We start from the raw sequence: 26,818 nt of genomic DNA on the forward strand, positions 1-26,818 counted from the left end.
AGGGCGCCTTTCCCATGGGAACGGCGCCCTTTTTCGTATCCGTGAAAATTTCAGGCCTTGAGCTTCCAGCCCGAGCGCAGCAGGCCATAGACAATAAGGCCCAGCACCAGGTTGAGCACGCCCAGGCCGATCGCGCCGTGCAGCACGGCCATGTTGCTGCTGCCGATGTCGCTCTGCCCCAGGAAGCCATAGCGGAAGCCCGAGATCACGTAGAAGATCGGGTTCATCCGGCTCACGGTCTGGAACGCCGGCGCGAGCCGGTCGATCACGTAGAACGTGCCCGACAGCATCGACATCGGGGTGATGATGAAATTGGTCACCGCCGCGTTGTGATCGAACTTTTCCGCCCAAAGCGAGGTGGCAACCCCGATGAGCGAGAGCAGGATCGCGCCCATCAGGCCGAACCATACCACCGCCCAGGGGTGCCGCACCACGAGCGAGACGCCCGGCCAGAACATCATCGCAGCCGCCACGGCCAGGCCCACCAGGATCGCCCGCGTCACCGCCGCGCCGACCATGGCCGCCAGCAGTTCGCCTTCGGAAATCGGCGGCATCAGGTAATCGATGATGGTGCCCTGGATCTTGCCGCCCAGCAGGCCAAAGCTGGCATTGGCAAAGGCATTGTTGATCATGCCCATGGCGATCAGGCCCGGGGCCACGAAGCTGGCGAAGGGCACGCCCAGCACCACGCGGCCGCCACCACCCAGCGCGAGCGTGAAAATCATCAGGTAGAGCAGCGTGGTTACGGCCGGGGCCCAGATCGTCTGGGTCTGCACCTTGAAGAACCGCCGCACCTCCTTCATATAGAGGGTCCAGAGCCCGACACTATTGAAGCTGCGGAAAATCGGCTGTCCGGGCGGCGGGAAACCGGCTAGATGCCCATAGGCATGACCGGCGGCGGCGCCTGCAAAGGTGTTGCCGGCGTCAAGCGGTTTCGTTTCTCCGGTGGGAGACGGGAATTGATTGGCCATGGGCTGCGCGGTATCGCGCGCACGGGCCGATGGCAAGACAATGAAAGGGCAAGGGGCAATCCCCTTGGCCCATGCAAAGGTTTTCGAACGGATGAGCTGGACCGACGAGCGGATCGAGAAACTGACCAAGATGTGGGAAGGCGGAGCCACCGCCAGCCAGATCGCCGAGGAACTTGGCGGGGTCAGCCGCAACGCCGTGATCGGCAAGGCCCACAGGCTGGGGCTGAAGGCGCGGCCTTCCCCGGTCAAGGCCAACGACAAGACCGAGGCGACCGCCGCGGCGCCCAAGCCGGCCAAGCCGACTGCACCCGCAGCGGCGCCAGCGCCGGTGGAAGCGCGTCCGGCAGCGCCCAAGCCTGCCCCGGCGCCCGCGCCGGTGGAAGCGCGCCCGGCCCCGGCCGCCCCGGTGGCCCGCCCTGCCCCGGCAGCCCCCGCCGCCCCGGCGCCTGCCAGCGCTGCGCCGGCGACGGACGCACCCACCCCGCCTGCACCGCGCGTGGTTTCGGTCGGCCCTGGCGGCTTCCTGCGCCAAGGCCCTGGCGACCAGCAAGCGCCGATCCCGCCCGCGCCGCCGCGCCGCCTAGTGCCCGCACGCCCGAGCCCGGAAATCGCCGACAAGACCAGCTTGCTCGATCTCAACGATCGCATCTGCCGCTGGCCGATGGGGCACCCGGGCGAGCCGGACTTCCATTTCTGCGGCGAAAAGGTGAACCCTGGCTTCCCTTACTGCGTGGAACACTGCGGCCGCGCCTATCAGGCGCAGTTGCCGCGTGGCCATCGCCGCCCGCCCCCGCCGATGCCGTTTGGCGGCCCGCGCGTGCGCTGATCCACGGGGCCTGGCATAGCCGCCGGGCCCCGTCGTACCATTGCCGAAAATAACGCAAGGCCGCGCCCTTAACCGGGACGCGGCCTTGTCGTTCTGGCGCGCATGGCCAAGCAAGACCGGTGGGCAGAGAGCCCTTTCCAGCGCCTGTGGCACAGGCTGGGCCTTGGCCCTGAACCGCACGCGTCTGCCGACGTGGCCGGCGTGGCCGAAACGCTTGCGGCGCGCCGGGCGCTGCTGGCGCGCCTCGCCGCGCTATTGATCGATCACGACCTGCCGATCACACCGTTCACCCTGGTCATGGCGCACGATTGCGTGACCGGGGCCAATCCGCGCTTGGCCGAACTGCTGATTCAGCGGATCGGTGCCGGCCTGCCGGTGGACCTTGCCTGGCTGGAGCAAGCCCTGCGCCATCCCGCGCAAGACCTGGCGGCCGAAAAGCTCGTCACGCTACTGTGCCATGTGCGCGAAAGCCTGACCGCCTTCGATCGCAGCACCCATGGCGCCATGCAGGCGAGCGGCGATTTTGCCGATAGCCTGCAAGCGCACCTGGGAGAAATGGCCAAGGCGGGCGCCGACAAGGCGCTGGTGCGCAGCCTGGCCGAAGCGACGCGCGCCATGCTGGCGCAGGCAGGCCAGTTGCATGCCGAGCTGGCCGCCAGCCGTAAGCGTACGGCCGAACTGCAGAGCACCCTGGAACAAGTGCAGCGGGTGGCCGATGAGGATCACCTGACCGGCTTGGCCAACCGGCGCGCGTTCGAACGCCAGTTCGCCCAGGCGCTGGAGACAGCCCGCGCCACAGCCGCGCCGCTGTGCCTGGGCGTGGTCGACATCGACCATTTCAAGCGGATCAACGATCGGCACGGCCACACTGCCGGCGACCGCGTGCTCAAGGTGGTGGCAGAAACCCTGGGCGTGCTGCGCGAGGCCGGCTGCATCGTGGGCCGGATCGGTGGGGAGGAATTCGGCGTGCTGTTTCCTGGCCGCAGCCCTGGCCAGGCCTTGGCGCTGCTCAATTCCGCGCGCGCCAGGATGGCGGAACGCCGCCTCATCAATCGCACCACCGACGTGCCGTTCGGGCCAGTGACGTTTTCAGGTGGTATCGCCGATGCCATTGCCTGTGGCGACCTGGAAAGCGCGCTGACCGCCGCGGACGGGGCGCTCTACGCTGCCAAGGGCGGCGGCCGCAATCGCGTGATGCTGACCGACCGCGCGTGGCCAGTGACCAGATAGCCAATCGCGTCGCGATCACGCCGATCTGGCGCGATATGTATTTGTTGCCCAAGGCCTGTGATGGCACCCTGCCGATCGAAGGGAGCGCGTCCGTGCCTTATCCAAACCCATGGTTCAAGTTCTGCGCCTCAGTCTCGGTTGCCCTTCTGGCTTGGGCCGTGCCTCAGACAGGTTTGGCCAAGGAGGCGTTCGATCGGCAGGGCTATGAGGCGGCCATTGCCCGCGCCCAGAGCGGTGCTGCCGACGTGGACTATCTGTTCCTGCGCCAACAGGCCGCGATCAGCCACCACTATGCCTTTCCGCGCTGGGACGATCTGCCCAAGGCAGATGCCGCGCTCGACAGCGCACCCGCGCGGAGCCTCGCGCTGGCGCAGGCACGGCTCAAGGACGTGTGGGTCGACATGTTTGCCCATGCCGTGGCGCGCATGGCGTTGATCAAGCTGGGCCGCACGGCGGAGGCGGCGCAGGAAAAGACCATCATCGATGGCCTGATCCGCTCGATCATGGGCGGCCATTCCGGCAAGAGCGCGCAGGATGCGTTCAACGCGGTGACCATCGACGAGGAATATGCGTTCCTGGCCCTGGGTGGGATGAAGACCACGCGGCAGGCGCTGTCCAATGTCGAGGGCCACAATTTCGACGTCATGACGGTCAAGAGCGCGCAGGATAGCGGCGAGGAATTGACCTTGTGGTTCAATATCGATTCCTTCTTCGGGAAGGAATTCCAATAGCTTGGCCAAAGCGAGGCGTGCGCCTTCATCGTGACCGCCACTCTTTTGCAAACGGGAAAATCTGCTAGGCTCGCATCGGGATCGAAAGGCACGGAGATTGCCATGAAGATCCTGTTGTCCGTGCTTGCTTTTGCCCCGATCGCCGCCCACGCCGCGCCACGGCTGGACGAGGCCTGCAGCGGTTCGGAAACCTTGCAGGTCGGCACCCAGGCGCCGCGCACCCTGCCCTATGCGCTGACCTTTCATGCTGACCTCTTGGCCGGCACCTATTGCTATGACCGCTGCACCGCGAATGAAACCTATCCCATCGCGCAGCGCCATGCCGTGCCGATCAGGCTCGCCGATGTCTCCTGGCCGAGCCAGCAACGACGGATCACGTTCGATCCGCGAACCGGCATGCTTGCGGATCACCAGGTGATGACGCTGGGCGTCATGGGACGGATAGAGCGCGATGCCCACGCCAAGTGCACGCCCGCCAGCCCGCTTGCGGTGCCGGCTATCAAACCCTGACGCAGCGTCCTCATACAAGAAAGGCCCGCACCGGGTGGGTGCGAGCCTTCCTTGTTGCCATCAGGCTGGCTTGTCCTCAGTCGTCAGACTTGAGGAACGCCGGCATGTGATCGGGGGCCGGGCCTTCGTCACGGTCGCGACGCGGGCGGTCGCCACCTTCGCGGCGGGGGCCACGGTCGCCATCGCGGCGCGGACCGCGATCGCTGCGGGGGCCACGACGATCGCCGCCCCGGTCACCGCGATCGCCGCCACGGTCACCGCGCGGTTCACGCGGTTCGCGCGCCGGGCGGGTGTCTTCCAGCGCTTCGCCGGTTTCCTGGTCCACCACGCGCATCGACAGGCGCACCTTGCCACGGTTGTCGATCTCGAGGACCTTGACCTTGACTTCCTGGCCTTCCTTGACGACGTCGCCCGGCTTTTCCACGCGCTCGTTCTTCATTTCCGACACGTGGACGAGGCCGTCCTTGCCACCCATGAAGTTCACGAAAGCGCCGAAATCGACGATGTTCACAACCTTGCCGTTGTAAACCTTGCCCACTTCGGGTTCTTCGACGATGCCGAGGATCCAAGCCTTGGCCGCTTCGATCTGCGCGATATCCGAAGACGAGATCTTGATCAGGCCTTCGTCGTCGATGTCCACCTTGGCGCCGGTTTCCGCGACGATTTCGCGGATGACCTTGCCGCCGGTGCCGATCACTTCACGGATCTTCGACTTGTCGATCTGGATCGTTTCGATGCGCGGGGCATGGGCCGACAGTTCGGTGCGGGCAGTGCCCAGCGCCTTGGTCATTTCACCCAGGATGTGCGCGCGGCCTTCCTTGGCCTGGGCCAGGGCCTTGCGCATGATTTCCTCGGTGATCCCGGCGATCTTGATGTCCATCTGCAGCGAGGTGATGCCTTCGCTGGTGCCGGCCACCTTGAAGTCCATGTCGCCCAGGTGGTCTTCGTCACCCAGGATGTCCGACAGGACGGCAAAGTCCTTGCCTTCCAGGATCAGGCCCATGGCGATGCCCGAAACCGGGCGCGCGATGGGAACGCCGGCGTCCATCATCGACAAGCAGCCGCCGCACACCGTGGCCATCGACGAGGAGCCGTTGGATTCGGTAATGTCGGAGAGCACGCGGATCGTGTAGGGGAACTCGTCCTTGGTGGGCAGCACGGGGTTGAGCGCGCGCCAGGCGAGCTTGCCATGGCCCACTTCACGACGACCCGGAGCGCCGAAGCGGCCCACTTCACCCACCGAATAGGGGGGGAAGTTGTAGTGCAGCATGAAGCGCTGGTAGGTCAGCCCGTCGAGACCGTCGATCATCTGCTCCGCATCCTTGGTGCCAAGGGTGGTGGTGCAGATGGCCTGGGTTTCGCCACGGGTGAACAGCGACGAGCCATGGGTGCGCGGCAGGAAGCCGACGATCGATTCGATCGGGCGGACCTGCGTGACCGTGCGGCCGTCGATACGCTGGCCGTCCTTGAGGATGGCGCCGCGCACGATTTCCGCTTCCAGCTTCTTGAGCGTCTTGATCGCCACCATCTGCGTCTGCGGGGTTTCATCCGCAAACAGCGTCTTGGCCTTGGCGCGCACTTCGTTCAGGGCGTTGGAGCGGGCCGACTTGTCGGTCAGGCGATAGGCAGCGGCGATATCGGCGCCGACGCCCTTCTTGAGCTTCGCCTTGATGTCGGCCGTGTTGTCCGACAGGTCGATTTCCCAAGGATCCTTGGCAGCCTTTTCGGCCAGCTCGATGATCGCACCGACGACCTTGCGGCTTTCCTGGTGGGCAAAGACCACCGCGCCGAGCATTTCTTCCTCGGTCAGTTCCTTGGCTTCCGATTCCACCATCATCACGGCGGTGTCGGTAGCGGCAACGACCAGGTCGAGGCGGCCGCTGGCAGCTTCCGACAGCGACGGGTTGAGCTGGTATTCGCCATCCTTGAAGCCGACGCGCGCTGCGCCGATCGGGCCCATGAAGGGAACGCCCGAGATAGTCAGCGCGGCCGAAGCGGCGATGATCGCGACGATATCGGGTTCGGTCTCGCCGTCATAGCTCAGTACCTGGGCGATGACGTTGACTTCGTTGTAGAAGCCTTCGGGGAACAGCGGGCGCACCGGACGGTCGATCAGGCGCGAAACCAGCGTTTCCTTTTCGGTGGCGCCGCGTTCACGCTTGAAGAAGCCACCGGGGATGCGGCCGGCGGCCGAAAACTTTTCCTGATAGTGCACGGTGAGCGGGAAGAAGTCCTGGCCTTCCTTCACCGACTTGGCGGCGGTCACGGCGCAAAGCACCACGGTTTCGCCATAAGTGGCCAGCACCGCGCCATCAGCCTGGCGTGCGATACGGCCGGTTTCCAGGGTGAGGGTCTTTCCGCCCCACTCCAGCGATACGGTCTTGACGTCGAACATGAATTTTCCTTCGGCCCGCAGGCCCTATTGCCGGCGGGATTTGCTGCCGGGGATACCGTCCCGGTCCGGTCTGGGGCTTGGCCCCACAGAGCCCGCGCCGAATTGCGCAAGGCCCCTTTGCCTTACCATGGATTGCAGGGATGCCGAATGCCTTTTGCATCGGCTCGCAGCCCATCCTGGTCGATCCACCGTGACGGAGGATCAAATACAAAACCGCCCGCCTGGGGCGGCCGCGGCCAGCCTTGCTGGCGGACCTTGAAGCAAAACGGCCCGCCTGGGGCGGGCCGTCTGTGAACTTACTTACGCAGACCAAGCTTCTGGATCAGCGCGTTGTAGCGATCGACATCCTTCTTCTTCAGGTAGTCGAGCAGCGAACGACGCTTGTTCACCATCTGCAGAAGGCCACGACGCGAATGGTTGTCCTTGTGGTGGCCCTTGAAGTGTTCGGTGAGGTTGACGATCCGCTCGGTGAGGATGGCCACCTGAACTTCGGGCGAACCGGTATCACCGGCGGCGCGCGCGTTGTCCTGGATGATTTCCTGCTTCTTTTCCGGGGTCACCGACATAAGTATTCACTCCGCGACATGCTATAGATTGAAACCCCGTTCAACGCGCAAGGCGCCGCCTGCCAGCATGACCAGCGCGACCGGCTTGCCGCCGCATCGCGCCCACCACAGCCCGTCAGGAAAGGGCAACCCCGATAGAACGCGGCCCTGTCGGACCGCCCCGGCCTGTTCGGGGTTGAGGTCAAGAGCCGGGATGTCGACCAGCCCTGCCTCCACAGGCAAGATCACGTTCTCAAGGGGCGCCCCTTGGCCCCATTCGTTCAATTTGTCCAGCGAAATCGCCTGATCGAGCGTGAACGGCCCGGCTTTCAACCGGCGCAGCATGGTCACATGGCCGCGCGTGCCCAGCGCCAGGGCCAAGTCGCGCGCCAGGCTGCGGACATAGGTGCCTTTGGAAACATCGGCTTCCAGCGTCGCGCTGTCGAGCGCATCTGCGCGGCCGGTGGTTTCCAGCACGCGCAAGGCGTGGATCGTGACGTTGCGCGCCGCCAGTTCCACCGTTTCGCCCGCGCGGGCCAGGTCATAGGCGCGCTGGCCATCCACCTTGAGCGCGGAATAGGCCGGCGGCACTTGCACGATCGGGCCGGTAAACGTGGCGAGCGCGACATCGAGCGCAGCGCGCGCAGGGCGCACCGGGCTTTCGCCGATCACCGCGCCTTCCAGGTCGAGCGTGTCGGTTTCCGCGCCGAACGCCACGGTAAACGCATAAGTCTTGCTGGCGTCGAGCATCCGCCCGCACAGCTTGGTCGCCTCGCCCAGCGCGATCGGCAGCACGCCGGTGGCCAGCGGATCGAGCGTGCCGCCATGGCCCACCTTGGCCTTGCCCAAGCCGCGCGTGCGGGCATTGCGCTTTACCGCCGCCACACCCTGGGTGGAGCCCAGGGTCAGCGGCTTGTCGAGAATGATCCAGCCATCTGCCATGGGCCTGCCCCCTAGGGGGCAAAGCCGACCGGCGCAAGCAAGGCTCAGGCGGCGGGCCTGCTGCTTGCAGTGTGCGCAGCCTTGGGCGCCACGCGCGAGGGCGGGCCATCCACCTTGACCAGGCTTTGCACCGGATAGCTGTGCCCGCGCACCAGCACGCTGGCAAAGCGATCGAACGTATCGGTGCCGCGCCCATCAAACCCGATCGTTTCCACGAAAGGCAGGTCGAATGCCGGCGCCATCAGCGTGGCGCGGTACCACTGGCGGTGCTGGTCCTGCACGTACAGGGTGCTGTCACCTTGCGCGCGCCAATCCTGGATGCCGCCATGGTTGACGAAGGGGATCGAGGCTTCGGCCGTTGCCGGGGCCGGCGCGGCGGGCGCCTGGGCGAGTGCCGGCGTGGCAGCCAGGGCCAGCGCGGCGAACAGTGCGTTGCGGATCATCAGATCTGCTCCATGCGTAAAATCATGCATGCGACATGGGAAGCCCGCCGCCCGCATCAAGCGCGGCGCGACAAATCGCGACCAAGCTGAAATTCCATTCAGCCCGAAACGGGATTCAAGCGAGCGGCCGCCCGGCCACCAGGCCGGCCAGGGCGAGATAGCGATCCGCCAACCAATTCACCGGCGGATCGATCACGGTGCGCAACGGATCGATACCGGGAAACAACCAGGGCAGCCCGATCAGCAGCAACAGGATCACCGGAAAGCCAAGCGGCCGCAGCCGGGCATAGCCGGGCGCCAGCCGTTCGGGCAACAGCCCTTCGACAATGTGCGAGCCATCGAACGGCGGCAGCGGGATCAGGTTGAAGCAGGCGAGAAACAGGTTGATCGCCAGGAAATTGACCAGGTTGGCGGCGACGAACTGCGCCACGGCGCCCGGCACGGTGACAAACCGGGCGAGCACGCCGATGGCCAGCGCCGCCGCCACCGCCAGCGCGAAATTCATCGCCGGCCCGGCCGCGCCCACCAGCATCATCGCCCGGCGTGGCCGGGGCAGCCCGCGCACGTCCACCGGCACCGGCCGCGCCCAGCCAAACACCGGCGCATGGGCCAGCGCCAGCATGCCCGGCAGGATCACCGTGCCCACCGGATCGACATGGCGCAGCGGATTGGAACTCAGCCGCCCCAGATCCTTTGCGGTGCGATCGCCCAGCAGCAGCGCCATGCGGCCGTGGGCCACTTCGTGAAACACGATGGCCACGATCATCGGCACCGCCAGGGTGGCGACGGTATAAAGCGTCTCGTTCATCCCCGTGCCTCTTCCCATTCCTGGCGCAGCAGCGAAAACAGCACAGTATCGCGCACCCGCCCGGTCCAGGTGCGGCGCTCGTGGCGCATCACCCCTTCGGTCTGCGCGCCCAACTTGCGCACCGCCGCCTGGCTGCGGGCGTTCACCTGATCGACCTTGAACACCACGCGCTCCAGCCCGCAGGCAAAGGCGTGGTCGAGCATTAGGCGCTTGAGCCGGCCATTGAAGCCCGTGCCGCGCAGCGCCGGCACGATGAAGCTGTTGCCGATCTCAATCGACCAGCCCGGCGCGCCATGTTCGAGCCAGCCCGTCATGCCCGCCACCCCGCCATCGGCCAGCACGGCATAGACCCGCCGCTGCGGCGCGCTGGTCAGCAGGCGATCGAACTGCACATCGAAATCGGCACCCAGATAGTTGTGCGGATAGACCGCCCAGATCTCCGTATCCTGCGCACAGGCCGCGCGCAGCCCCTCGCGATGGCGCTCCGCCAGCGGCTCCAACGCCAGGTTGCCCTCGGCCAGGGGCACATAAAGTTCGTCGCTCATTGGCCAAAGCTCATAGGCGTTCATCCGGGCGCATGGCCGCGCTGAAATGGGCGCGACACAGGGAAAGATAGCGTTCGTTGCCGCCGATTTCGGTCTGCGCGCCCTCGCGCACCGGGTGGCCGGCGGCATCGACGCGCAAGTTCATCGTCGCCTTGCGCCCGCAGTGGCACACGGCCTTCAATTCCACCAGGCTGTCGGCCAGGCCCAGCAGCGCGGCCGAACCTTCGAACAGGTCCCCGCGGAAATCGGTGCGCAGGCCATAGCACAACACCGGCACCCCGGCGCGGTCAGCCAGATCAGCCAGTTGCCAAACCTGCGTGCGTGTCAGGAACTGGGCTTCGTCCACCAGCACGCACGCCAGCGGCGCCTGTGCCAATTGCGTGCTCACCGCCTGCCACAGGTCGGTGTCGGACGAAAAACGATGCGCGTCGGCATGAAGACCCACGCGGCTGGCGATGGCCCGCCCCGGTCCGAGATGCTCTGCCCGGTCGTCAAGCGCAGCGGTCCACAGCATAGTGGCCATGCCGCGCTCATGATAGTTGAACGCGGCCTGGAGCAGGTTGGTGGATTTGCCGGCATTCATGCTGGCATAATAGAAATAGAGCTTGGCCATGGCGCCGCCCGCGGGGGCTCAGCCCTCCGCCTCGCCCGAAAGATCGCGCTGCACCCTCGGATCGGACAGCAAAGCGTCGATCCGGCTCGCCTCGTCAAAGCTTTCGTCGCCCAGGAACTTGATCCGCGCGGCATATTTCAGCTTGAGCCGGCCGGCCACTTCCTTCTGGAAATAGGCGGTGTGCGTGCGCAGCGCCTTGAGCACGATATCCTCGTCCTCGCCCAGCAGCGGCTTGATGAAAACGGTGGCGTGGCGCAGATCGGGTGACATGCGCACTTCCGTTACCGAAACGGTGTGGGCAGACAGCACATCGTCGTGCACGAGTTGGCGCGTGAGCAGTTCGGAAAGCACGTGGCGCACCTGCTCCCCCACCTTGAGCAGGCGGACGGAGCGTTGTTCGGGAGAGGCATTCTGTCGGTTCATCGCCGGCCTATATGGGGCATTGGCCACGATTGCGCCAGAACCTGTGCACGATTGCCGGTGAAGATTTCATGCCAAGGCGGCACGGCCGGCCCCCGCGCCATGTCTCCCAGCGTTACAAAGCGGATACAAAATCAGACATTTGTTTCGGGAGCCGCAACCACGTTGCGGGGTTAAGGCAGAGTGCTTCCGGCATGACATGAAAGGACCGTCATGAACAAGCTTTCCTCTGCCCTGATCGCGCTTGCGATCACCCTGCCCGCCGCAACGCCGGCCCTGGCCCAGCACCGCGACGATCGCCACGACGACCGCCGTGGCCCCGCCGCCCATGGTCCGGCCCGCCCCGGCCCCAACCGCATGCAGGCCGGCAATCCGTTCCGCAAGGGCCAGCGCTTTGAAGCGCGCCGCGCGCCGAACTACCGCGTGGTGGACTATCGCCAGTATCGCCGCCTCGGCCCGCCGCCGCGCGGCTACCACTGGGTGCGCTCGGGCAATGACGCGCTGCTGGTCGCCATCGGCACCGGCGTGATCGCCTCGGTGATCGCCAACAACTTCTGATCGCTCCCCCGATCGGAATAAGAAGGGGCGGCCTTGCAAGGGGCCGCCCTTTTTGCTTGCCCGAAGGCGCAAAACCCCGCCGCCGGGCAAGCGCCACGCACGCCTTGCCCAACCAATCGGCTATCGCGGCAGCGGACCGGCTGGATCGGACGGACGATTGGTGCGATGCTGCCTGGCATGGAACCGATCGTCACCGCCTTTGCCAATTCGCCCGATCGCGGCCGGGGCCTGGCGCGCGACATGGCGGTGCGCTGGGCGCTGGAAGAAGTGGGCCAGCCGCACGCCGTGCAACGGCTGACTTTCGCTGAGCTCAAGGCGCCCGCGCACTTGGCGCGCAATCCGTTCGGCCAGATCCCGACCTATGAGCAAAACGGGCTGGTGCTGTTCGAATCCGCCGCCATCGTGCTGCATATTGCCGAACGCCATGGCGAGCTGCTGCCGGCAGAGCCGCAGGCCCGCGCCCGCGCGATCACCTGGCTGTTCGCGGCCGTTGCCACGGTGGAGCCGCCGATCGTGGAGCGCAGCATGGCCCTGCTGCTGGAGGTGGACAAGCCCTGGCATGCCGAGCGCCTGGCCATGCTCGACGCGCGGGTGGCGGCGCGCCTGGCGCAGCTCGCCCACCATCTGGGCGAGAAGACCTGGCTCGACGGTGCGTTCTCCGCTGCCGATCTGGTGATGGTTGCCGTGCTGCGCCGCCTTTCGGGCTCCGGCCTGCTCGATGCCCATGCCCCCCTCGCCGCCTATGTCGCGCGGGGCGAGCAACGCCCGGCCTTCGTCCGTGCCTTTGCCGCCCAGCAAGCCGTGGCGCAACGCAACGCGTGAAGGTGGCGGTTACTGGAAATGTGCGAGATTGGCGAACCCGTCGTTCGCCTTGGCCTGCTTGATCAGCTTGCGCAGGCAAGCGCGCACCTCGCGCTCGAAGCGCCGGTCATCGTTCACCCCGGCCAGAAGATAGTCGTCCTTGGCCAATTGCGTGGTCAGAAACGCAACGAAGCTGGCCTGGTCTTCTAGGCTGGGGCTGCGGCGGGCCATGCCGCAGACGTAGCCCTCGGCGGCGGCCTTGTCGTAGTCGTCGCGGTAGTCGCGGCCCTTGCGATCGGCATAGATCTGCTCCTGCGCGGCCGCCGCCATGCGGCTTTCCAGCCAGGTGCGCACTTGCGCCGGGTTCCATTCCGCCCCGCCTGCAATATCCCTTGCTTTAGCCAACCGCCTGCTCCCGTCTGCCAAAAGAAAGGGCGGCCTTTCCAACAGGAAAAGCCGCCCTTTTGATAACCGATCCGAAGATCAGAGCGTGCGTTCGCGCTCTTCCACTTCGAACACTTCCAGCATGTCGCCAGCCTTGATGTCGTTGGTGTCGTGCAACACCACACCGCATTCCAGCCCGGCGCGCACTTCGGCCACGTCGTCCTTGAAGCGACGGAGCGACGCGATGGTCGTCTTGGAAACGATGACATCGTTGCGGGTAAGACGGGCGTGGATGCCCTTGCGGATATAGCCTTCCAGCACCAGCAGGCCTGCGGCCTTGTCCTTCTTGCCGGCGGGGAACACTTCCTTGACCTCGGCACGGCCGACCACGGTTTCGATGCGTTCCGGACCCAGCTCGCCCGCCATTTCCTTGGCGATGTCGTCGGTCAGCTGGTAGATCACGTCGAAGTACTTCATCCGCACCTTGTTGCGCTCGATCAGCTCGCGCGCCTTGGCGTTGGGACGGACGTTGAAGCCCACGATCGGTGCACCCGATGCCTGGGCCAGGCCCACGTCGCTCTCGGTAATCGCACCCACGCCCGATTGCAGGATGCGGACCTTGATCTCGTCGGTCGACAAGCGGTTGAGCGCATTGACGATCGCTTCGGTCGAGCCCTGCACGTCGGCCTTGATCACCACCGGATATTCGATGACGGTCTGCTTGGCAGCCAGTGCCGAGAACATGTTCTCGATGCTTGCCGGAGCCACGGCGGTGCGCTTGGCGGTTGCCTTTTCCTGGCGGTAGGCGGCCACTTCGCGGGCGCGGGCTTCGTTTTCGACCACGGTGAGCGTATCACCGGCCATCGGCACGCCGCCGATACCCAGCACTTCGACCGGCAGCGAAGGCGGTGCGGATTTCACCTGGCGGCCCTTGTCATCCAGCATGGCCCGCACGCGACCAGACTGGGTGCCAACCACCAGGATGTCGCCCACATGCAGCGTGCCGCGGTTGATCAGCACGGTGGCGAGCGGACCCTTGCCCTTGTCGAGCTTGGCCTCGATCACGGTCGCCTCGGCGGCGCGATCGGGGTTGGAACGCAGTTCCATCAGTTCGGCCTGGAGCAGGATCTTCTCGATCAGCGTGTCGAGCCCGGCGCCGGTCTTGGAGGAAACCTCCACGTCCTGCACGTCACCCGACATGTCTTCCACGATCACTTCGTGCTCAAGCAGGCGCTCGCGGATCTTCTGCGGGTTCGCCTCGGGCTTGTCGGCCTTGGTGATCGCCACGATCATCGGCACGCCGGCCGCCTTGGTGTGGTTGATGGCCTCGATCGTCTGCGGCATGATGCCGTCATCGGCCGCCACCACCAGGATGACGATGTCGGTGACGTTGGCACCGCGCATGCGCATCTCGGTAAAGGCTTCGTGGCCCGGCGTGTCGAGGAAAGTGATGTAGTCACCGCCCTTGGTCTTGATCTGATAGGCGCCGATGTGCTGCGTGATGCCGCCGGCTTCGCCGCGCACCACGTCGGTGCCGCGCAGCGCGTCGAGCAGGCTGGTCTTGCCATGATCGACGTGGCCCATGATCGCCACGACCGGGGGACGCGGCTTGAGCGACGCCTCGGCATCGATGTCCGAAGCGGTGTCGATGTCGACGTCGCTTTCGTTCACGCGCTGGATGTTGTGGCCAAATTCGGTGACGAGCAGTTCGGCGGTGTCCTGGTCGATGGTCTGGTTGATGGTGACCATCATGCCCATCTTGAACAGCGCCTTGATCAGGTCGGCAGCCTTTTCCGCCATGCGGTTGGCGAGGTCCTGCACGGTGATCGCCTCGGGCACGACCACGTCGCGCACCTGCTTTTCACGCTGCTGGGTCTGCCCGGCAAAGTGCGCACGACGTTCCTTTTCGCGGGCACGCTTGAGCGCGGCGAGCGAGCGGGCGCGGGCGCCCTCGTCTTCGTTGAGCGCGCGCGTCACGGTCAGCTTGCCCGCCTGGCGGCGGTCGTTGGCGTTCTTGTCGCGCGGGGCATGGGCCGGCTTCTTGGCCGGTTCGGGGCGCTTGGGCGCCACAACCGGGGTGAAGCGACGCGGTGCGGGCACGGCGGCCTGCGCCGGAGCAGCAGCAGCCGGCTTGGCCGCAGCCGGAGCGGCAGCCGCCACGGGCGCAGCGGCCGGGCGGGCCGATTCTTCGGCCGGGGCAGATGCCTCCGGCTCGGCGGCGGGCGCAGCGGCAGCAGCGACAGGCTCGGGCGCCGACGGCGCAGCGGCCGGGGCGGGTTCGGCAACCGGCGCAGCCGGGGCAGGTTCAACCTCGCCGGCTTCCTGCGCGGCAGCAGCCCTGGCAGCCGCTTCCTTTTCCTCGGCGCGGCGGCGCTCGTCCTCGATCGCGCGCAGGCGTTCTTCCTGCTCGCGGCGGTTGGCCGCTTCGAGCGAAGCAAGGCGGGCTTCCTCGGCCTGGCGCAGCAGGCGGGCCTGCAGTTCCTGGCGCGTTTCGCGCGATGCGGTGGGCGAGACCGGCGGCGGGGGCGGCGGCACGACCGGGGCGCGGGCTGCAGGCACAGCCGGACGCGGCGCCGCGGCAGGGGCGGCGGCTGCCGGCGCAGCGGCTGCGGGCTGCCCGCCGGGCACCAGCTTGCGGCGCTTGACCTCGACCACCACCTTGTTGGTGCGACCATGGCTGAAGGTCTGCTTGACCTCTCCGGCCTCAACTGCGGTCTTCAGGCCCAGTGGCCTGCGGCCCAGTGTCGGCTTCTTGTCGCTATCGCTCATCGAACTCATTCGCCCTTCGTATCCAAATCGTCGTTCGCTGCTTGCGCAGCCGGTGCAGTGGCAGGGGCAGGCCCGCCTGGAGACTCGATCCCAATCGGGGTCCCAGGTGGTCCTTCCGGTGCCGCAGCCCCGATAAAGTGCATCAGACGGTCCAGTGGACCGGCAATCCGTTCGGCCGCAGCCGGATCGGTAACGCCCAGGTGAACGACGTTGTCGCGGCCCAATGCCACAGACAACGCCGCCCGGTCCAGCGGCAAGATGACCCCAGCCATCCCCGATCCTTCGGCCATTTCGCCCACGCGCCAGGCCTGTGCCAGCTTGCCCACGCCATCGGCGCGCGCATCGCTGGCGTGGGCCAGCCACGCTATCGCCCCCGAACGGGCGGATTGGGCAATTTTTTCGGTGCCCAGCACCAGATTGCCGGCCCGCAACTCGATCCCGAGTCGGTCCAGCGTGGCGCGCTTGAGGCCCTGTTCGATCAGATCGGGCAGGTCGGCAGGAATGGTCAGCGGCGCGCCCTTGAACGCACGCGCCAGCGCTCCCCTAAGTTTGCCATTGGCAAGCGCAATTTCAAGGTCTGCCCGCGACACGCCGATCCAGGCGCCGCGCCCGGGGGCACGCGCCAATGGGTCGGGCAGGACCAGGCCATCGGGCGAGATCGCCAGGCGCAGCAACGCGCCCCGGCCATCGTGGCGGGCGGTGAGGATGCATTTCCGCTCCGGCAAAGCCTTTTCAGGCCTTGCCGGGCGGTCTTGCGGCCCTTGCGCGCTCAGCGTCTCATTGTGAGGATTCCGCATCGGCGGCCTCCTCGGTTGCGGGGGCTTCGTCAGCCACCGGTTCGTCGTCGAACCAGTGGGCGCGTGCCGCCATGATGATTTCGTTGCCCTGCTCGTCGCTCAGGCCATATTCGCCCAGCACGCCACCCTTGTCTTCGCTGCGCTCCGAACGATCGCGCTCGCGGCGGTCGTTGCGGCGGCGCTGGTCGTTGTTGCGCTTCTTGGCGATCAGCTCGTCGGTGGCCAGATCGGCCAGATCGTCGAGCGTCTTGATCCCGGCCTTGCCCAGGGTGACGAGCATCGCTTCGGTCAGGTGCGGCAATTCGGCCAGGGCATCGTCCACGCCCAGGGCACGGCGCTCCTCGCGCTGGCCTTCTTCGCGGCGCTCCAGCGCTTCAAGCGCGCGGTTCTGCAGTTCAGACGCCAGCTCGTCGTCGAAACCTTCGATATTGGCCAGTTCGCTGATGTCGATGTAGGCCACTTCCTCCAGCTCGCTGAAGCCTTCGGCCACCAGCAGCTGCGAAAGGGTTTCGTCCACGTCGAGTTCTTCCTCGAACGTCTTGGAGCGTTCGGAGAATTCCTTCTGGCGCTTTTCGCTCGCCTCGGCCTCGGTCATGATGTCGATGGCCGAACCGGTGAGCGAGGAGGCCAGGCGCACGTTCTGGCCGCGACGGCCGATCGCCAGGCTGAGCTGGTCATCGGGCACGACCACTTCGATGCGGCTTTCTTCCTCGTCGATCACCACGCGGCTCACGGTTGCCGGCTGCAGCGCGTTGACCACGAAAGTCGCGGTGTCTTCGCTCCAGGGGATGATGTCGATCTTTTCGCCCTGCATTTCCTGGACCACCGCCTGAACGCGGCTGCCCTTCATGCCGACGCAGGCGCCGACCGGGTCGATCGAGCTGTCGCGGCTGATCACACCGATCTTGGCACGGCTGCCCGGATCGCGCGCAGCGGCCTTGATCTCGATGATGCCGTCATAGATTTCGGGCACTTCCTGGGCGAACAGCTTCTTCATGAAATCGGGGTGTGCCCGGCTCAGGAAGATCTGCGGCCCGCGATTCTGGCGCTCCACCTTGAGGATCAGCGCGCGCACCCGCTCGCCCACGCGGGGCACTTCGCGGGGGATCTGCTGGTCGCGGCGGATCACGCCTTCGGCACGGCCGAGGTTGACGATCACGTGGCCGAATTCGACCGACTTGATCACGCCGGTGATGATTTCGCCGGCACGGTCCTTGAACTCGTCATACTGGCGGTCGCGCTCGGCATCGCGCACCTTCTGGAAGATGACCTGCTTGGCCGACTGGGCGTCGATGCGGCCCAGGTCCACCGGGGGCAGCGGGTCGACGATGAAGTCACCCACCTTGGCGCCCGGCTGCAGCTTTTCGGCCTGCTTGAGATCGACCTGCTTGAAGTAGTCTTCGACATGCTCGACCACTTCGACCACGCGCCACAGGCGCAGGTCGCCGGTGCGCGGATCGAGCTTGGCGCGAATGTCGTTCTCGGCGCCATAGCGGTTGCGCGCCGACTTCTGGATCGCCTCTTCCATCGCTTCGATCACGATGGACTTGTCGATCATCTTTTCGGCAGCGACCGCGTTGGCAATCGCCAGCAGCTCGGCACGGTTGGCGGAAATCGCACTGGCCATGGCTTAGTCTTCCTGTTCCTCAAGAAATGCGTCGGTTTGCGCCAAAGCGTCTTCGTCTTCGAAATCTTCCTCGTCCACGCCGGAGGCATCCACCGGGCGAGAGGCAGCAATCAGCCGATCGGTCAGGATCAGCTTGGCATTGGTGACCAGGGCAAACGGCACGGCATAGACCTGGCCATCATCCTCGATCGAAATCGTGCCGGTATCGGCATCGAAGCCCTTGAGATCGCCGCGAAAACGCTTGCGATTGTCCAGTAGCTCGGCCAGCTCGATGCGGGCTTCGTGCCCGATCCAGGCAGCAAAATCCTTGGGACGGGTCAGCGGACGGTCGATCCCGGGCGAGCTGACTTCGAGGCGATAGGCTTCCTCGATCAGCATTTCGCCGGCTTCTTCGAGCGCGTCGATCTTGTCGGAAATGCGGTGCGACAAGGCGGCGCAATCGGCGATTACCAGCTGCCCGGTCTCGGGCCGCTCGGCCATGATCTGGAGCGTATGCTCCTCGTCGCCCACTTCGCTTTTGCCATAAAGGCGCACGCGCACGAGATCGAATCCCAGGGCCTTCACCTCGGGCTCCACAATCTCGATGATCCGCGCGATATCCGTCATGCCGTCTCCAATGACCCGAACATGCCCCTGGCATGCAAACCCATGCAGGCAACGGAGTTTCGCGCCAGCCCCTTTCGGCGCCAGCCCGCTCTTGCCTTCACAATGTCGGGATGAATGTGCAGATAAGGCAAGCAGCCCAAAATTGCAAGAACAAAGCGGCGACGCCGTTCCTTGCACGCCAAAAGCCAGGCTGGTCGCGGCAAAACGGGACGAGAGCCGCCGGATTGCTCCGGCGGCGCGCCGCGGTGGGCCCGCCCGGCCCACGCGGCTCGCCTGCCTTCCAAGGGGAAAAGAAGGCCGGCTCCCGCCCTCAAAAGCTGCGCGGCATGCGAATCGCGTCAGCCATGGGAATACATCATCCAAATTATCGGTGAATAATCCCAATCCTTGGCATTCATTTGATGTTCATTCGCGGCGCGGGCATGAAAAAATCCCGGAAAACCGCCACTTTCTGAATTTGGCACGGCCCATGCAAAGCAGGGAGCATCGGCCGGAAGCAAACGCTCCGGCGCCACTTTCAGGGAGTACCTCACGATGAACACCTTGCTTGCCATTGCCGGCCGCGCCTCTGCCGCGGTTGCCGCCCTCGCCCTTTCGCTGGCCCTGATCGGCCAGACCGTGGAAACGCCGGCCGTCACCGCCCAGGGTGCAGCCCCCGTCGTGGAGATCGCATGATGACCGACCTGCGCTTTGAAGACAGCCCCGTCCGCCCCGCCCGCCGCCGTGGCAGCATTTTCCGCCGCGACCGCCAGAACGGCAAGATCTTCGGCGTCTGCGCCGGCATGGCCGAAGCGCTGGACCTCGATGTCACGCTGGTGCGCGTTGCCTGGATCGCCGGCACGCTGCTGGGCTTCGGCTCGCTGCTGCTGATCTACCTGGCCATCGCCCTGCTTGCCGATTGATGCGGGCCGGATTCGACCCGCACCTCTTCACACCGAAGCGGTGCGGGCAAACGGCGAAAAATCGGTGTCGGTGTCGAACACGTCCACGCCTTCGCGCCGCTTGAGGAAATTGACCACCGCATAAGTCAGCGGCGTCAGCACCACTTCCCACAGCACTTTCATCGCCCAATTCGTGATCATCACGTGCACGACATCGGCGTTGGTCCAGGTGCCAAGGAACGCCACGGGATAGAAGATCAGGCTGTCAACCGCCTGGCCCACGATGGTGGAGCCCCAGGTGCGCGTGAACAGGTATTTGCCGCCCGTCCACACTTTCATCCGCGCCATGACGAATGAATTGACGAACTCGCCCGCCCAGAACGCCGCGACCGAGGCAAGTACGATGCGCCAGGTGCTGCCGAACACCGAAACATAGGTGGTCTGGCAGACCGCCCCGGCGGAAGACTTGGCGACAAGACCGGCAAACTGCGGGTCACCGCTCGATGCGCACCCCCAATCGGCCGCCGGTGGCATCGCCACCACCACGAAACTCATCACCGCCATGAACAGCAGCGCGAAAAAGCCCACCCACACGCAGCGACGTGCATTGGCATAGCCGTACACTTCGGTGAGCACGTCGCCCAGGATGTAGGAGATCGGGAAGAACAGGATGCCCGCGCCAAAGGTGAACCCGCCCACGCTCGACAGCTTGGACGCGCCGATCAGGTTCGACAGCAGCAAGATCGCCACGAACGCGGCCATCATATAGTCGAAGAAGCGGAAATGGCGGCGTGCGCCGAGCGAGCCCCCAATCTTTTCGAGCGCAGGCTTTTCGAGCGTCGGCGATGCAGGAGCGGGATCGTTCATGGGGATGAACTGCTATCGCCATTTGCACCAAAGGCAAAGCCGTCTTATGGGCACGGCTGTGCGCGCCCTTAGCTCAGCTGGATAGAGCATCGGCCTTCTAAGCCGGTGGTCGCAGGTTCGAATCCTGCAGGGCGCGCCATCACCGTGCCCTCACCATGCCTCGTCGCGGCGACAATCGGGGCACATGTCGATCAACTTGCAGTTCGGGGCGCCATAGGGGCAGCGCCAACTGAAAAACCGACGCAGAAAATCGATAATCGCGCGCATCCCTGAACAGCCCCCCGATCATTCCGTTCAGCGCCAATACTGCCCGGTCCCACGAGGGCATTTAGACCAAGCCAACTCGAATCGCCAGTGTAAGTTGCTGCAAATATGGCAATACTTCAAATTGGGTATTGATTTCCCCGTCTCGATGCGTTCCTGCAAATTGCCCCAAACTCTGCCGCGCCAGGCGCTGGCGCCAACAAAGGAGCCTCCCCCGATGCCCCAAAAGCCCCCCATCGGCCGTGACACTCGCTTGTGCATGTCGCTTTCGGGTCGCCCCGGGAATGCCGGATCGCGCCTGCACAACTTCCTCTATGAAGCGCTGGGCCTCGATTTCCTCTACAAGTCTTTCTCCACGCGCGATCTTCCTGCTGCCGTCGCCGGGATTCGCGCGCTCGACATTCGCGGCAGCGCGATTTCGATGCCGTTCAAGGAAGCGGTGATCCCGTTGCTCGATGCGCTGGAGCCCTCCGCGCTCGCCATCGACAGCGTCAACACCATCGTCAACGACGACGGCCGCCTCACCGGATACAACACCGATTACACCGCCTGTCGCCAGTTGCTGGAAGCCAGCCCGGCCGATCGCGCCGCGCCCTTCATCCTGCGCGGCAGCGGCGGCATGGCCAAGGCGGTGGTTGCCGCGCTGCGCGATGCCGGGTTTACCCAGGGCACGATCGTGGCGCGCAATGGCGTGGCCGGCCCGGCACTGGCGCAACGCTATGGCTTTGCCTGGGCAAGCGAACTGCCAGCCCAAGGTGCGCCGCTGCTGGTCAATGTCACACCGCTGGGCATGGAAGGCCCCGACGCATTGACGCTCGCCTTTCCGGCAGCCATGATCGCCGCCGCGCAAGTGGCGTTCGACGTGGTCGCCCAGCCGGCGCAGACCCCGTTCATCCAGGCCGCGATCGCCGCCAGCAAGCCGGTCATCTCTGGCGCGGAAGTCATCGTGCTTCAGGCGGTGGAGCAATTCGTGCTCTACACCGGGGTGCGCCCCTCGGCCGATCTGGTGGTAGAAGCGGCGCGGTTTGCCCATGGCGATGCCACGGCCGCGCGCCTCGCCGCGGCCGGCCTTGCCCAAGCATAACAAACCTTGGGCGCCCCCCTTTCCGTGGTGGGCGGGCATCCTATATGATGCGCGAGAAGCCAGACCGCCCACGATCGACGGTCCACGCAGGCGCAGGAAGGACATGAGGGATATGGGCAAGGCCGACGTGGAATTTCCCGAGCCGCCATTTGCCGTCAACGAAGTGGTCGAGCGGCTGCGCGACGTGCGCGAAAACTGGCGCGACGCACGCAGCAAGCGCGGCGATTACGGCGCCGTGGGATTCCCTTCGCGCCATGCGCTGGGCCGCATCATCGACGTGCTCGCCGCCGCCCTGTTCCCGCTGCGCCTGGGGCCGGCAGAAGTGACTGCGGTCAACGAAGACATCTTCGTTTCGGCCAGCCTGCAATCGGCCCTGCCGCTGCTCGCCGCGCAAGTGCGGATGGAACTGCACTACAGCCATCCAGAAGATGGCGACGCCATCGTCGACGCCGAAGTGAACCGCATCGTCGGCACCCTCGCGGCGCGCCTGCCCGAAATCCGCCGCCTGCTCGACAGCGATGTGGAAGCCGCCTTCGATGGCGACCCCGCCGCGCGCTGCGTCGATGAAGTGCTGCTGTGCTATCCGTTCGTCACCGCCGTGCTGCATCACCGCGTGGCGCACGAACTCTACAAGCTCGGCGCGCCGCTGGTGGCCCGTATCCTGGCTGAAATCGCCCATTCGCGCACGGGGATCGATATCCATCCCGGCGCCACGATCGGCGAAAGCTTCTTCATCGACCATGGCACCGGCGTGGTGATCGGGCAGACCGCAATCATCGGCAAGCGCGTGCGCATCTACCAGGCCGTAACCCTGGGCGCGCGCAGCTTCAGCACCGACGAGGACGGGAAACTGGTCAAGGACGAACCGCGCCATCCGATCATCGAGGATGACGTGACGATCTATGCCGGGGCCACGATCCTGGGCCGCGTCACCATCGGGCGCTGCTCCGTCATCGGGGGCAATGTCTGGCTTACCCGCTCGGTCCCGCCGGGCAGCCGCGTGCGCCAGACCCAGGCCAGCGTCACGGTGGAAGCCGGCGACCCCTGCGACTGATGCCGCGCCGTCAATGCGCGGCGGAAACCTCCAGGTCACGCCGCGCGCCGCGCCCATCCCCGGTCACCGTGATGGCCGTGCTGTCTTGCGCCACCAGGCCATAGCGGCGAACCTGATCGGGATCGACACGCAGGCGATATGTGCCGGGCCGCACCTGCTCGAACAGGTAGAACCCGTCCGCTTCTGACCGCACTTGCGCCACCACGGTGCCCTTGGCGTCAACCAGTTGCACCGCCAGGCCCGAAACTTCGCGGCGCCGCCCGCTCCCGGCGCTGGCAAAGCGCGCAGTCCCTTCGATCTCGCTCAGGGCCTGGATGGCAAAATGGCTGACATGGATGCGGCCGGGCCGGGGCACCACTTCCACCCCGCGGGTCACCGGCGCCAGGGCAATGTCGGGCAGGCTGTCTATGTCCACCTGCACGCTGGTGCGCGTGCCGCTGCCCAATTGGCCCAGGAAGGCCTGGCCGTGCCGGTCGCTTTGCACCACGTCCGCGCCCGACGTAAACGCCGCGCCCGGCAAGGCCGGCTCGCCATCATCGTGCCGCCCGTTGCCGTTGTTGTCGCGAAACGCATGGACCATCACCGCGCCTGACGAGGCCAGCCCTGGCCTTGCCAGAAAGAGGCGTCCATCCAGCGGATTGCGCCCGATGCTGAATCCCAGGCGCACCATCGCGGCATAGCTGCGATCGGGAAACCCGACCGCCGCATCGAATCCTATGGTAAGGCGCGGCAGGCGGCGAATGGCGCTCACCCCCAATTGCGTCTGGTGGTTGTCAAAGGCGTGGGACGCCGTGGCCGCCACCAGCGTCTGTTCGCCGATGCGCCGGTTCACTTCCACCGCCGCGCTGGCAAAGGCCGGGCGCGGCAGCACCCGCGTGCCCAGCCCGGCGCGCACCTGCCAGCGAGAGCCCGACAGCGTGGCAAGGTCAAAGCTCGCTAGCAATTGCCGGCTCGTCGCCATGCCCGGCGCGCTTGTGCTGGTCAGTTCCCACGCGCTCGACACCAGCACGCCACCCCGCGCCAGGGAAGAGCGCAGGCTGGCGGTCACATCGCGCTGTCCATCAAGGTGGTCCACCATGCGCCAACGCGCGGCAAGCGGCAGCGTGAGGCCGTTGCCACGATGCGACAGCACCAGTTGTCCTGAAAGTTCCGCCTCGCTCACCGCGCGCAGCGGCTGGGCGGAAAGCGCCTGCACCTCGTCGACAAAACCCCGGCGATATTCGCTGTGCGCCGCAGTGAACGACAGCCCCAGCACGCGTGCCCCGCCGGCCAGCGTGATGCCATAGGCCCCGCCCTTTTCGATGCCGGCATCCGCGCGCAAGGCCATCGGCCCGATCCCGGTGCGCAGGCCCAGGCTGGCCAGATAGTTGCGGCCGGCATCGCCATCGAACCAGGCCAGGCCCCCCAGCACGGTCAGCGCCGGATTGATCCCCCAGCCCAGCTGCGCACCGGCGCGCCAGCGGCCATAGTCCTGCCCCGGCTGAAACGCGGCGCCATGCGCGCCCAGCACACTCGATCCGTTCTGCAGGGCTGCCAGGCTATAGACGAACTGGCCGGGCGACAGCCGCCCATCGCCCACGCTGATCCGCCGCACTTCCTCGCGCCGCTGGCCTTGCGGCCCATAGAACACCAGCCGCAACACATTGAGGCCGAAATCCACCGGCACCGCCAGGAATTCGTACTGGCCATTGACCGGCTTGGCCGTCGATCCCACCAGGATGCCGTTGCGATAGAGTTCCACTTCATAGCCAGCGAGCAACGGCCCGCGCAGGTCGAGCGTATCAAAAACGCTGGTCTGTTCGATCGGCGCGTTGGTGACTGCCACGCCCCGGCCCGAAACCCCGCGCAGGCCGATCGCCATGGGCATGCTGGCCACATCGCCCAGGGCAAAACCGGTGGCGCGCAGCGGCCCAAGCAATTGCCCGTCGGGATCGCGCCGGCCCATTTCCACGCGAGCCGCCACCAGGCCTTCGGCGCTATCGAGGCTGGCATAGGCCTGCGCGGTCATCCAGGCCAGGTCACCTGCCAGGCGCAGGTCGGCCTGGCCGCGCGTGCCGCGCTGATCGTCGGACACGGCGCGCAATTCCGCTTCGGCCGAAGGCACGCTGGCAGCGAGCCACGGCGTTTCCTCGCGCGGCCAGTGCTGCGGCCCCTGGTTGCGATGCAGCCCCGCCAGGCGCTCGCGCTCGGCCTCGCGCGCCAGGCGCTGTTCAAAGGGAAACGGCTCGTGCGTGCGGATCACCAGCGACTGGTCGCGCAAGTCGGCCCGCGCCTCCAGTGGCAGCAGGGTCGCCACGCGGTCGGCCCGCACATACAGCTCCCCGTCAAAGGCCGTGGCTTCACCTGTTTCGGTCGCGCGTTCCTTGCCGGCCACGGCAATCTTGCCCTGGCGCAGGTCCACGCTCAACGTGCGGTTTTCGGCCAGGAACCAACCGCTGGCAAAATGCCCCTCGTCGCTCACCCGGATCGGCAGATCGAGGAAGCGGGCCAGCGCGCCCAGCGGCAGATAGACCCCGGCACGCGTGCCATAGGCAATGACCGTGTCTTCGAAGCCGCCCTTTTCGGTGCGCATCTGCAGCACGAGTTCGTCGTCATAATCGAACAGCGGCGCGCCTTTGGCCGAAGGCGCGTGATCGGCCGGCGCGCGTGGTGCCTTGGCCTGTGCCTTGTCTGCAGGCGCGGCGCGCGGCGGGGGCGCTTGAATCTGCGCCGGCGTTGGTGCCGGCGCCTCGGCAACCGGCCCGCTCGCGGCTTTGGCGCCAAACATCGGCCGTGGCAGGCGCGGGCCAGCGCTCGCCGACGCCCGGCTCCTGCGCGGGGCCATGCCGGCGTGTGCCAATGCCCGCGGCGCGACAGAAACCAGCAGATTGCGCCGTATCACCGCGCGGCGATGCATGCGCCACGCGCGCCACAGGTGGCGCCTGCGATGATGGTCCCACCGCCGCGCATGATGGCCCTGGATGAAGCGCAAGCCCGGCATGGCAAACCGCTGGCCATGGCCATGCCCGCATGAGGGCCGGGCGATTCCCGCGTGCACGGGACCGGCGTGACATGGCTGTGCCCATGCAGGCGTGCCATGGGCCAGGCAGCCCAGCCCCAAACCCAGGCCCGTGCTCCACCAGGTGGCCCGCGCTGCCAGGGCCTGCGGCAAGGCAGGGCCCATGGCAGGCGAGCATGGCGGCGTGATCACGGCACGGTGAAGTCCTGCTTGGCCAGCGTCTGGCCGGGGGCAAAGTCATCGTCGGTGTACGTCACCGTGACGCGCGCGCCCGGCGCCAGCGGCCCCGCGGCAGGGTTGAGCGGCAAGGTCACCGTGCGGCCATCCACTTCGGGATAGATGCCCACCCCGCGCGCCACCGCCAGTAGCCCCTTGGCGCCCGGCGCCGTTACCGTGATGTCTCCGAACGCGGACCGCGTGCCGCCGCGGGTGATCGCAAGCGCCAGCGCCTGGCGCCCATCGGGCAAGGCCGTGCGCCGCACGCTGGCCAGGCCCACGGTCAGCGTGGTTTCGCCCACGCGAACAATCACGGGAATGGAAATGCCAAAGCGCGGCACGATCTTCACGCCGATGGCGTTCTTGGGCGGGTTGCCGGCCGCATCGGCAATCGATAGGCCCTGGTCCACATCGGGCGGCACTGCCACTGCGGAAAAATGCGCACGATATTCGCCCGGCGGCAGCCCTTCGGGCAGGCGCGCCATGACGCGCACGGTCTGCGCTTCATTGCCTTGCAATACCACGCGGCGCGGCGACCAGCGCAGCATGTCGGCCGCGGTCTTGACCCGGGCCTTGAGCGCAGGATCGGTGACGGCGGCCAGGTCCACAATATCGCCGCCCGGCGTCATCGCGCGGTCGGTGATGGCGATTTCATAATCGCCCGATCCGGCACTGCGATTGTAAAGCCCGATCGTGGCCACACGCTGGCGATCATCGAGCACCACGCGCTTGGGAAACAGGTTTACATCGCCAAGCCCGCCTACCGCCCCTTCGGGTGGCACTGCATTGGCGACCGGCGCAGCTGGCGGTGGATCATCGGCGGCGCGCACCACGCCCGAAACCATTCCCCCAACCATAGCCGTGGCGATGATGCCCAAGATCCGCAACCCGGCATCCCGCACGCCAATAGCCCGCGCGCCTTTAGCCCGCGCG

At 66.3% G+C, this 26,818-nt stretch carries 28 protein-coding genes and 1 tRNA gene; 11 read left to right on the forward strand and 18 right to left on the reverse strand.

The features are described from left to right. Positions 1 to 50 precede the first annotated feature (50 nt). Positions 51 to 971 carry an ABC transporter permease gene (locus FHT19_RS18315; RefSeq protein WP_168557774.1) on the reverse strand — a complete coding sequence of 307 codons (921 nt, stop codon included), beginning with the start codon at positions 969 to 971 and terminating at the stop codon, positions 51 to 53. Positions 972 to 1,062: 91 nt separating this feature from the next. Between FHT19_RS18315 and FHT19_RS18320 the strand changes: the two genes are divergently transcribed. The 4 genes from FHT19_RS18320 (at position 1,063) to FHT19_RS18335 (ending at position 4,268) form a co-directional block, all read left to right on the forward strand. Continuing rightward, on the forward strand, positions 1,063 to 1,797 hold the full coding sequence (locus FHT19_RS18320; protein WP_168557773.1) for a GcrA family cell cycle regulator: 735 nt from the start codon (positions 1,063 to 1,065) through the stop codon (positions 1,795 to 1,797). 102 nt (positions 1,798 to 1,899) lie between these two features. Next, entirely contained in the window at positions 1,900 to 3,027 is a 1,128-nt protein-coding gene (locus tag FHT19_RS18325) for a GGDEF domain-containing protein (protein WP_169476261.1), read from the forward strand. 158 nt (positions 3,028 to 3,185) lie between these two features. Then, positions 3,186 to 3,758 carry a hypothetical protein gene (locus tag FHT19_RS18330; RefSeq protein ID WP_168557771.1) on the forward strand — a complete coding sequence of 191 codons (573 nt, stop codon included), beginning with the start codon at positions 3,186 to 3,188 and terminating at the stop codon, positions 3,756 to 3,758. A gap of 102 nt (positions 3,759 to 3,860) precedes the next feature. Next, positions 3,861 to 4,268, forward strand: coding sequence for a hypothetical protein (locus FHT19_RS18335; RefSeq protein WP_168557770.1), 408 nt, complete (start codon positions 3,861 to 3,863; stop codon positions 4,266 to 4,268). A 76-nt stretch (positions 4,269 to 4,344) separates the two neighbouring features. Here the strand turns inward: FHT19_RS18335 and pnp are convergent, their stop codons facing one another. The 8 genes from pnp to rbfA form a co-directional block, all read right to left on the reverse strand. After that, positions 4,345 to 6,663 carry a polyribonucleotide nucleotidyltransferase gene (gene pnp, locus FHT19_RS18340; RefSeq protein WP_168557769.1) on the reverse strand — a complete coding sequence of 773 codons (2,319 nt, stop codon included), beginning with the start codon at positions 6,661 to 6,663 and terminating at the stop codon, positions 4,345 to 4,347. A 296-nt stretch (positions 6,664 to 6,959) separates the two neighbouring features. Beyond that, positions 6,960 to 7,229, reverse strand: coding sequence for a 30S ribosomal protein S15 (gene rpsO, locus FHT19_RS18345; protein ID WP_022677134.1), 270 nt, complete (start codon positions 7,227 to 7,229; stop codon positions 6,960 to 6,962). A 21-nt stretch (positions 7,230 to 7,250) separates the two neighbouring features. Continuing rightward, the gene (gene truB, locus FHT19_RS18350) at positions 7,251 to 8,150 is read right to left on the reverse strand and encodes a tRNA pseudouridine(55) synthase TruB (protein ID WP_169476262.1); all 900 of its coding nucleotides are present in this window, start codon (positions 8,148 to 8,150) and stop codon (positions 7,251 to 7,253) included. A 44-nt stretch (positions 8,151 to 8,194) separates the two neighbouring features. Then, complete coding sequence (locus FHT19_RS18355; RefSeq protein WP_169476263.1) at positions 8,195 to 8,593, reverse strand: DUF6491 family protein; 399 nt, start codon at positions 8,591 to 8,593, stop codon at positions 8,195 to 8,197. 115 nt (positions 8,594 to 8,708) lie between these two features. Continuing rightward, the gene (locus FHT19_RS18360; RefSeq protein WP_169476264.1) at positions 8,709 to 9,401 is read right to left on the reverse strand and encodes a site-2 protease family protein; all 693 of its coding nucleotides are present in this window, start codon (positions 9,399 to 9,401) and stop codon (positions 8,709 to 8,711) included. After that, the gene (locus FHT19_RS18365) at positions 9,398 to 9,946 is read right to left on the reverse strand and encodes a GNAT family protein (protein WP_169476265.1); all 549 of its coding nucleotides are present in this window, start codon (positions 9,944 to 9,946) and stop codon (positions 9,398 to 9,400) included. The genes FHT19_RS18360 and FHT19_RS18365 overlap by 4 nt, the downstream gene beginning before the upstream one ends. Positions 9,947 to 9,956: 10 nt before the next feature. Then, a complete protein-coding gene (locus FHT19_RS18370) occupies positions 9,957 to 10,559 on the reverse strand; it encodes a thymidine kinase (RefSeq protein WP_169476266.1) in 603 nt (200 codons plus the stop codon). 18 nt (positions 10,560 to 10,577) lie between these two features. Then, positions 10,578 to 10,982 (reverse strand): 30S ribosome-binding factor RbfA, encoded by a 405-nt coding sequence (gene rbfA, locus FHT19_RS18375; protein ID WP_168557763.1) that lies wholly within the window; start codon positions 10,980 to 10,982, stop codon positions 10,578 to 10,580. Between the two features lie 210 nt (positions 10,983 to 11,192). Here rbfA and FHT19_RS18380 point away from each other — a divergent pair, with 210 nt between their 5' ends. Both FHT19_RS18380 and FHT19_RS18385 read left to right on the forward strand, forming a co-directional pair. Then, the gene (locus FHT19_RS18380) at positions 11,193 to 11,537 is read left to right on the forward strand and encodes an RcnB family protein (RefSeq protein ID WP_168557762.1); all 345 of its coding nucleotides are present in this window, start codon (positions 11,193 to 11,195) and stop codon (positions 11,535 to 11,537) included. Positions 11,538 to 11,714: 177 nt separating this feature from the next. Then, complete coding sequence (locus tag FHT19_RS18385) at positions 11,715 to 12,359, forward strand: glutathione S-transferase family protein (protein ID WP_169476267.1); 645 nt, start codon at positions 11,715 to 11,717, stop codon at positions 12,357 to 12,359. Between the two features lie 9 nt (positions 12,360 to 12,368). Here the strand turns inward: FHT19_RS18385 and FHT19_RS18390 are convergent, their stop codons facing one another. The 6 genes from FHT19_RS18390 to FHT19_RS18415 all read right to left on the reverse strand — a co-directional run bounded on the left by FHT19_RS18390 (position 12,369) and on the right by FHT19_RS18415 (position 19,054). Next, positions 12,369 to 12,743, reverse strand: a complete 375-nt coding sequence (locus FHT19_RS18390; RefSeq protein ID WP_248290550.1) for a hypothetical protein — start codon at positions 12,741 to 12,743, stop codon at positions 12,369 to 12,371. Between the two features lie 78 nt (positions 12,744 to 12,821). After that, positions 12,822 to 15,491: a translation initiation factor IF-2 gene (gene infB, locus FHT19_RS18395; protein WP_211184972.1), complete on the reverse strand. Its 2,670-nt coding sequence runs from the start codon at positions 15,489 to 15,491 to the stop codon at positions 12,822 to 12,824. 5 nt (positions 15,492 to 15,496) lie between these two features. Then, positions 15,497 to 16,288, reverse strand: a complete 792-nt coding sequence (locus FHT19_RS18400; protein ID WP_169476269.1) for a DUF448 domain-containing protein — start codon at positions 16,286 to 16,288, stop codon at positions 15,497 to 15,499. Further along, a complete protein-coding gene (gene nusA / locus FHT19_RS18405) occupies positions 16,269 to 17,915 on the reverse strand; it encodes a transcription termination factor NusA (RefSeq protein WP_168557758.1) in 1,647 nt (548 codons plus the stop codon). The genes FHT19_RS18400 and nusA overlap by 20 nt, the downstream gene beginning before the upstream one ends. 3 nt (positions 17,916 to 17,918) lie before the next feature. Next, entirely contained in the window at positions 17,919 to 18,521 is a 603-nt protein-coding gene (gene rimP, locus FHT19_RS18410; RefSeq protein ID WP_169476270.1) for a ribosome maturation protein RimP, read from the reverse strand. Positions 18,522 to 18,859: 338 nt separating this feature from the next. Next, positions 18,860 to 19,054 (reverse strand): hypothetical protein, encoded by a 195-nt coding sequence (locus FHT19_RS18415; RefSeq protein ID WP_169476271.1) that lies wholly within the window; start codon positions 19,052 to 19,054, stop codon positions 18,860 to 18,862. A gap of 1 nt (position 19,055) precedes the next feature. Here FHT19_RS18415 and FHT19_RS18420 point away from each other — a divergent pair, with 1 nt between their 5' ends. Then, the gene (locus FHT19_RS18420) at positions 19,056 to 19,196 is read left to right on the forward strand and encodes a hypothetical protein (RefSeq protein WP_168557756.1); all 141 of its coding nucleotides are present in this window, start codon (positions 19,056 to 19,058) and stop codon (positions 19,194 to 19,196) included. Next, positions 19,193 to 19,423 carry a PspC domain-containing protein gene (locus FHT19_RS18425; RefSeq protein WP_248290551.1) on the forward strand — a complete coding sequence of 77 codons (231 nt, stop codon included), beginning with the start codon at positions 19,193 to 19,195 and terminating at the stop codon, positions 19,421 to 19,423. Before FHT19_RS18420 ends, FHT19_RS18425 begins: the two co-directional genes overlap by 4 nt. Before the next feature lie 27 nt (positions 19,424 to 19,450). Here the strand turns inward: FHT19_RS18425 and FHT19_RS18430 are convergent, their stop codons facing one another. Further along, on the reverse strand, positions 19,451 to 20,269 hold the full coding sequence (locus FHT19_RS18430; protein WP_168557755.1) for a queuosine precursor transporter: 819 nt from the start codon (positions 20,267 to 20,269) through the stop codon (positions 19,451 to 19,453). A gap of 62 nt (positions 20,270 to 20,331) precedes the next feature. Here FHT19_RS18430 and FHT19_RS18435 point away from each other — a divergent pair. The 3 genes from FHT19_RS18435 to epsC all read left to right on the forward strand — a co-directional run bounded on the left by FHT19_RS18435 (position 20,332) and on the right by epsC (position 22,671). Further along, positions 20,332 to 20,408: transfer RNA gene (locus tag FHT19_RS18435), tRNA-Arg, on the forward strand. Positions 20,409 to 20,750: 342 nt separating this feature from the next. Beyond that, positions 20,751 to 21,617 carry a shikimate 5-dehydrogenase gene (locus FHT19_RS18440; protein ID WP_169476272.1) on the forward strand — a complete coding sequence of 289 codons (867 nt, stop codon included), beginning with the start codon at positions 20,751 to 20,753 and terminating at the stop codon, positions 21,615 to 21,617. A gap of 112 nt (positions 21,618 to 21,729) precedes the next feature. Continuing rightward, complete coding sequence (gene epsC / locus FHT19_RS18445) at positions 21,730 to 22,671, forward strand: serine O-acetyltransferase EpsC (RefSeq protein ID WP_168557800.1); 942 nt, start codon at positions 21,730 to 21,732, stop codon at positions 22,669 to 22,671. Between the two features lie 10 nt (positions 22,672 to 22,681). On the opposite strand, the gene FHT19_RS18450 is transcribed toward epsC, so the two are convergent. Both FHT19_RS18450 and FHT19_RS18455 read right to left on the reverse strand, forming a co-directional pair. Further along, on the reverse strand, positions 22,682 to 25,438 hold the full coding sequence (locus FHT19_RS18450; RefSeq protein WP_169476273.1) for a hypothetical protein: 2,757 nt from the start codon (positions 25,436 to 25,438) through the stop codon (positions 22,682 to 22,684). A 419-nt stretch (positions 25,439 to 25,857) separates the two neighbouring features. Continuing rightward, positions 25,858 to 26,742: a hypothetical protein gene (locus tag FHT19_RS18455; RefSeq protein WP_169476274.1), complete on the reverse strand. Its 885-nt coding sequence runs from the start codon at positions 26,740 to 26,742 to the stop codon at positions 25,858 to 25,860. Between the last annotated feature and the right edge of the window lie 76 nt (positions 26,743 to 26,818).

Source organism: Novosphingobium sp. SG919 (genome assembly GCF_012932495.1).
Lineage (GTDB): Bacteria > Pseudomonadota > Alphaproteobacteria > Sphingomonadales > Sphingomonadaceae > Novosphingobium > Novosphingobium rhizosphaerae.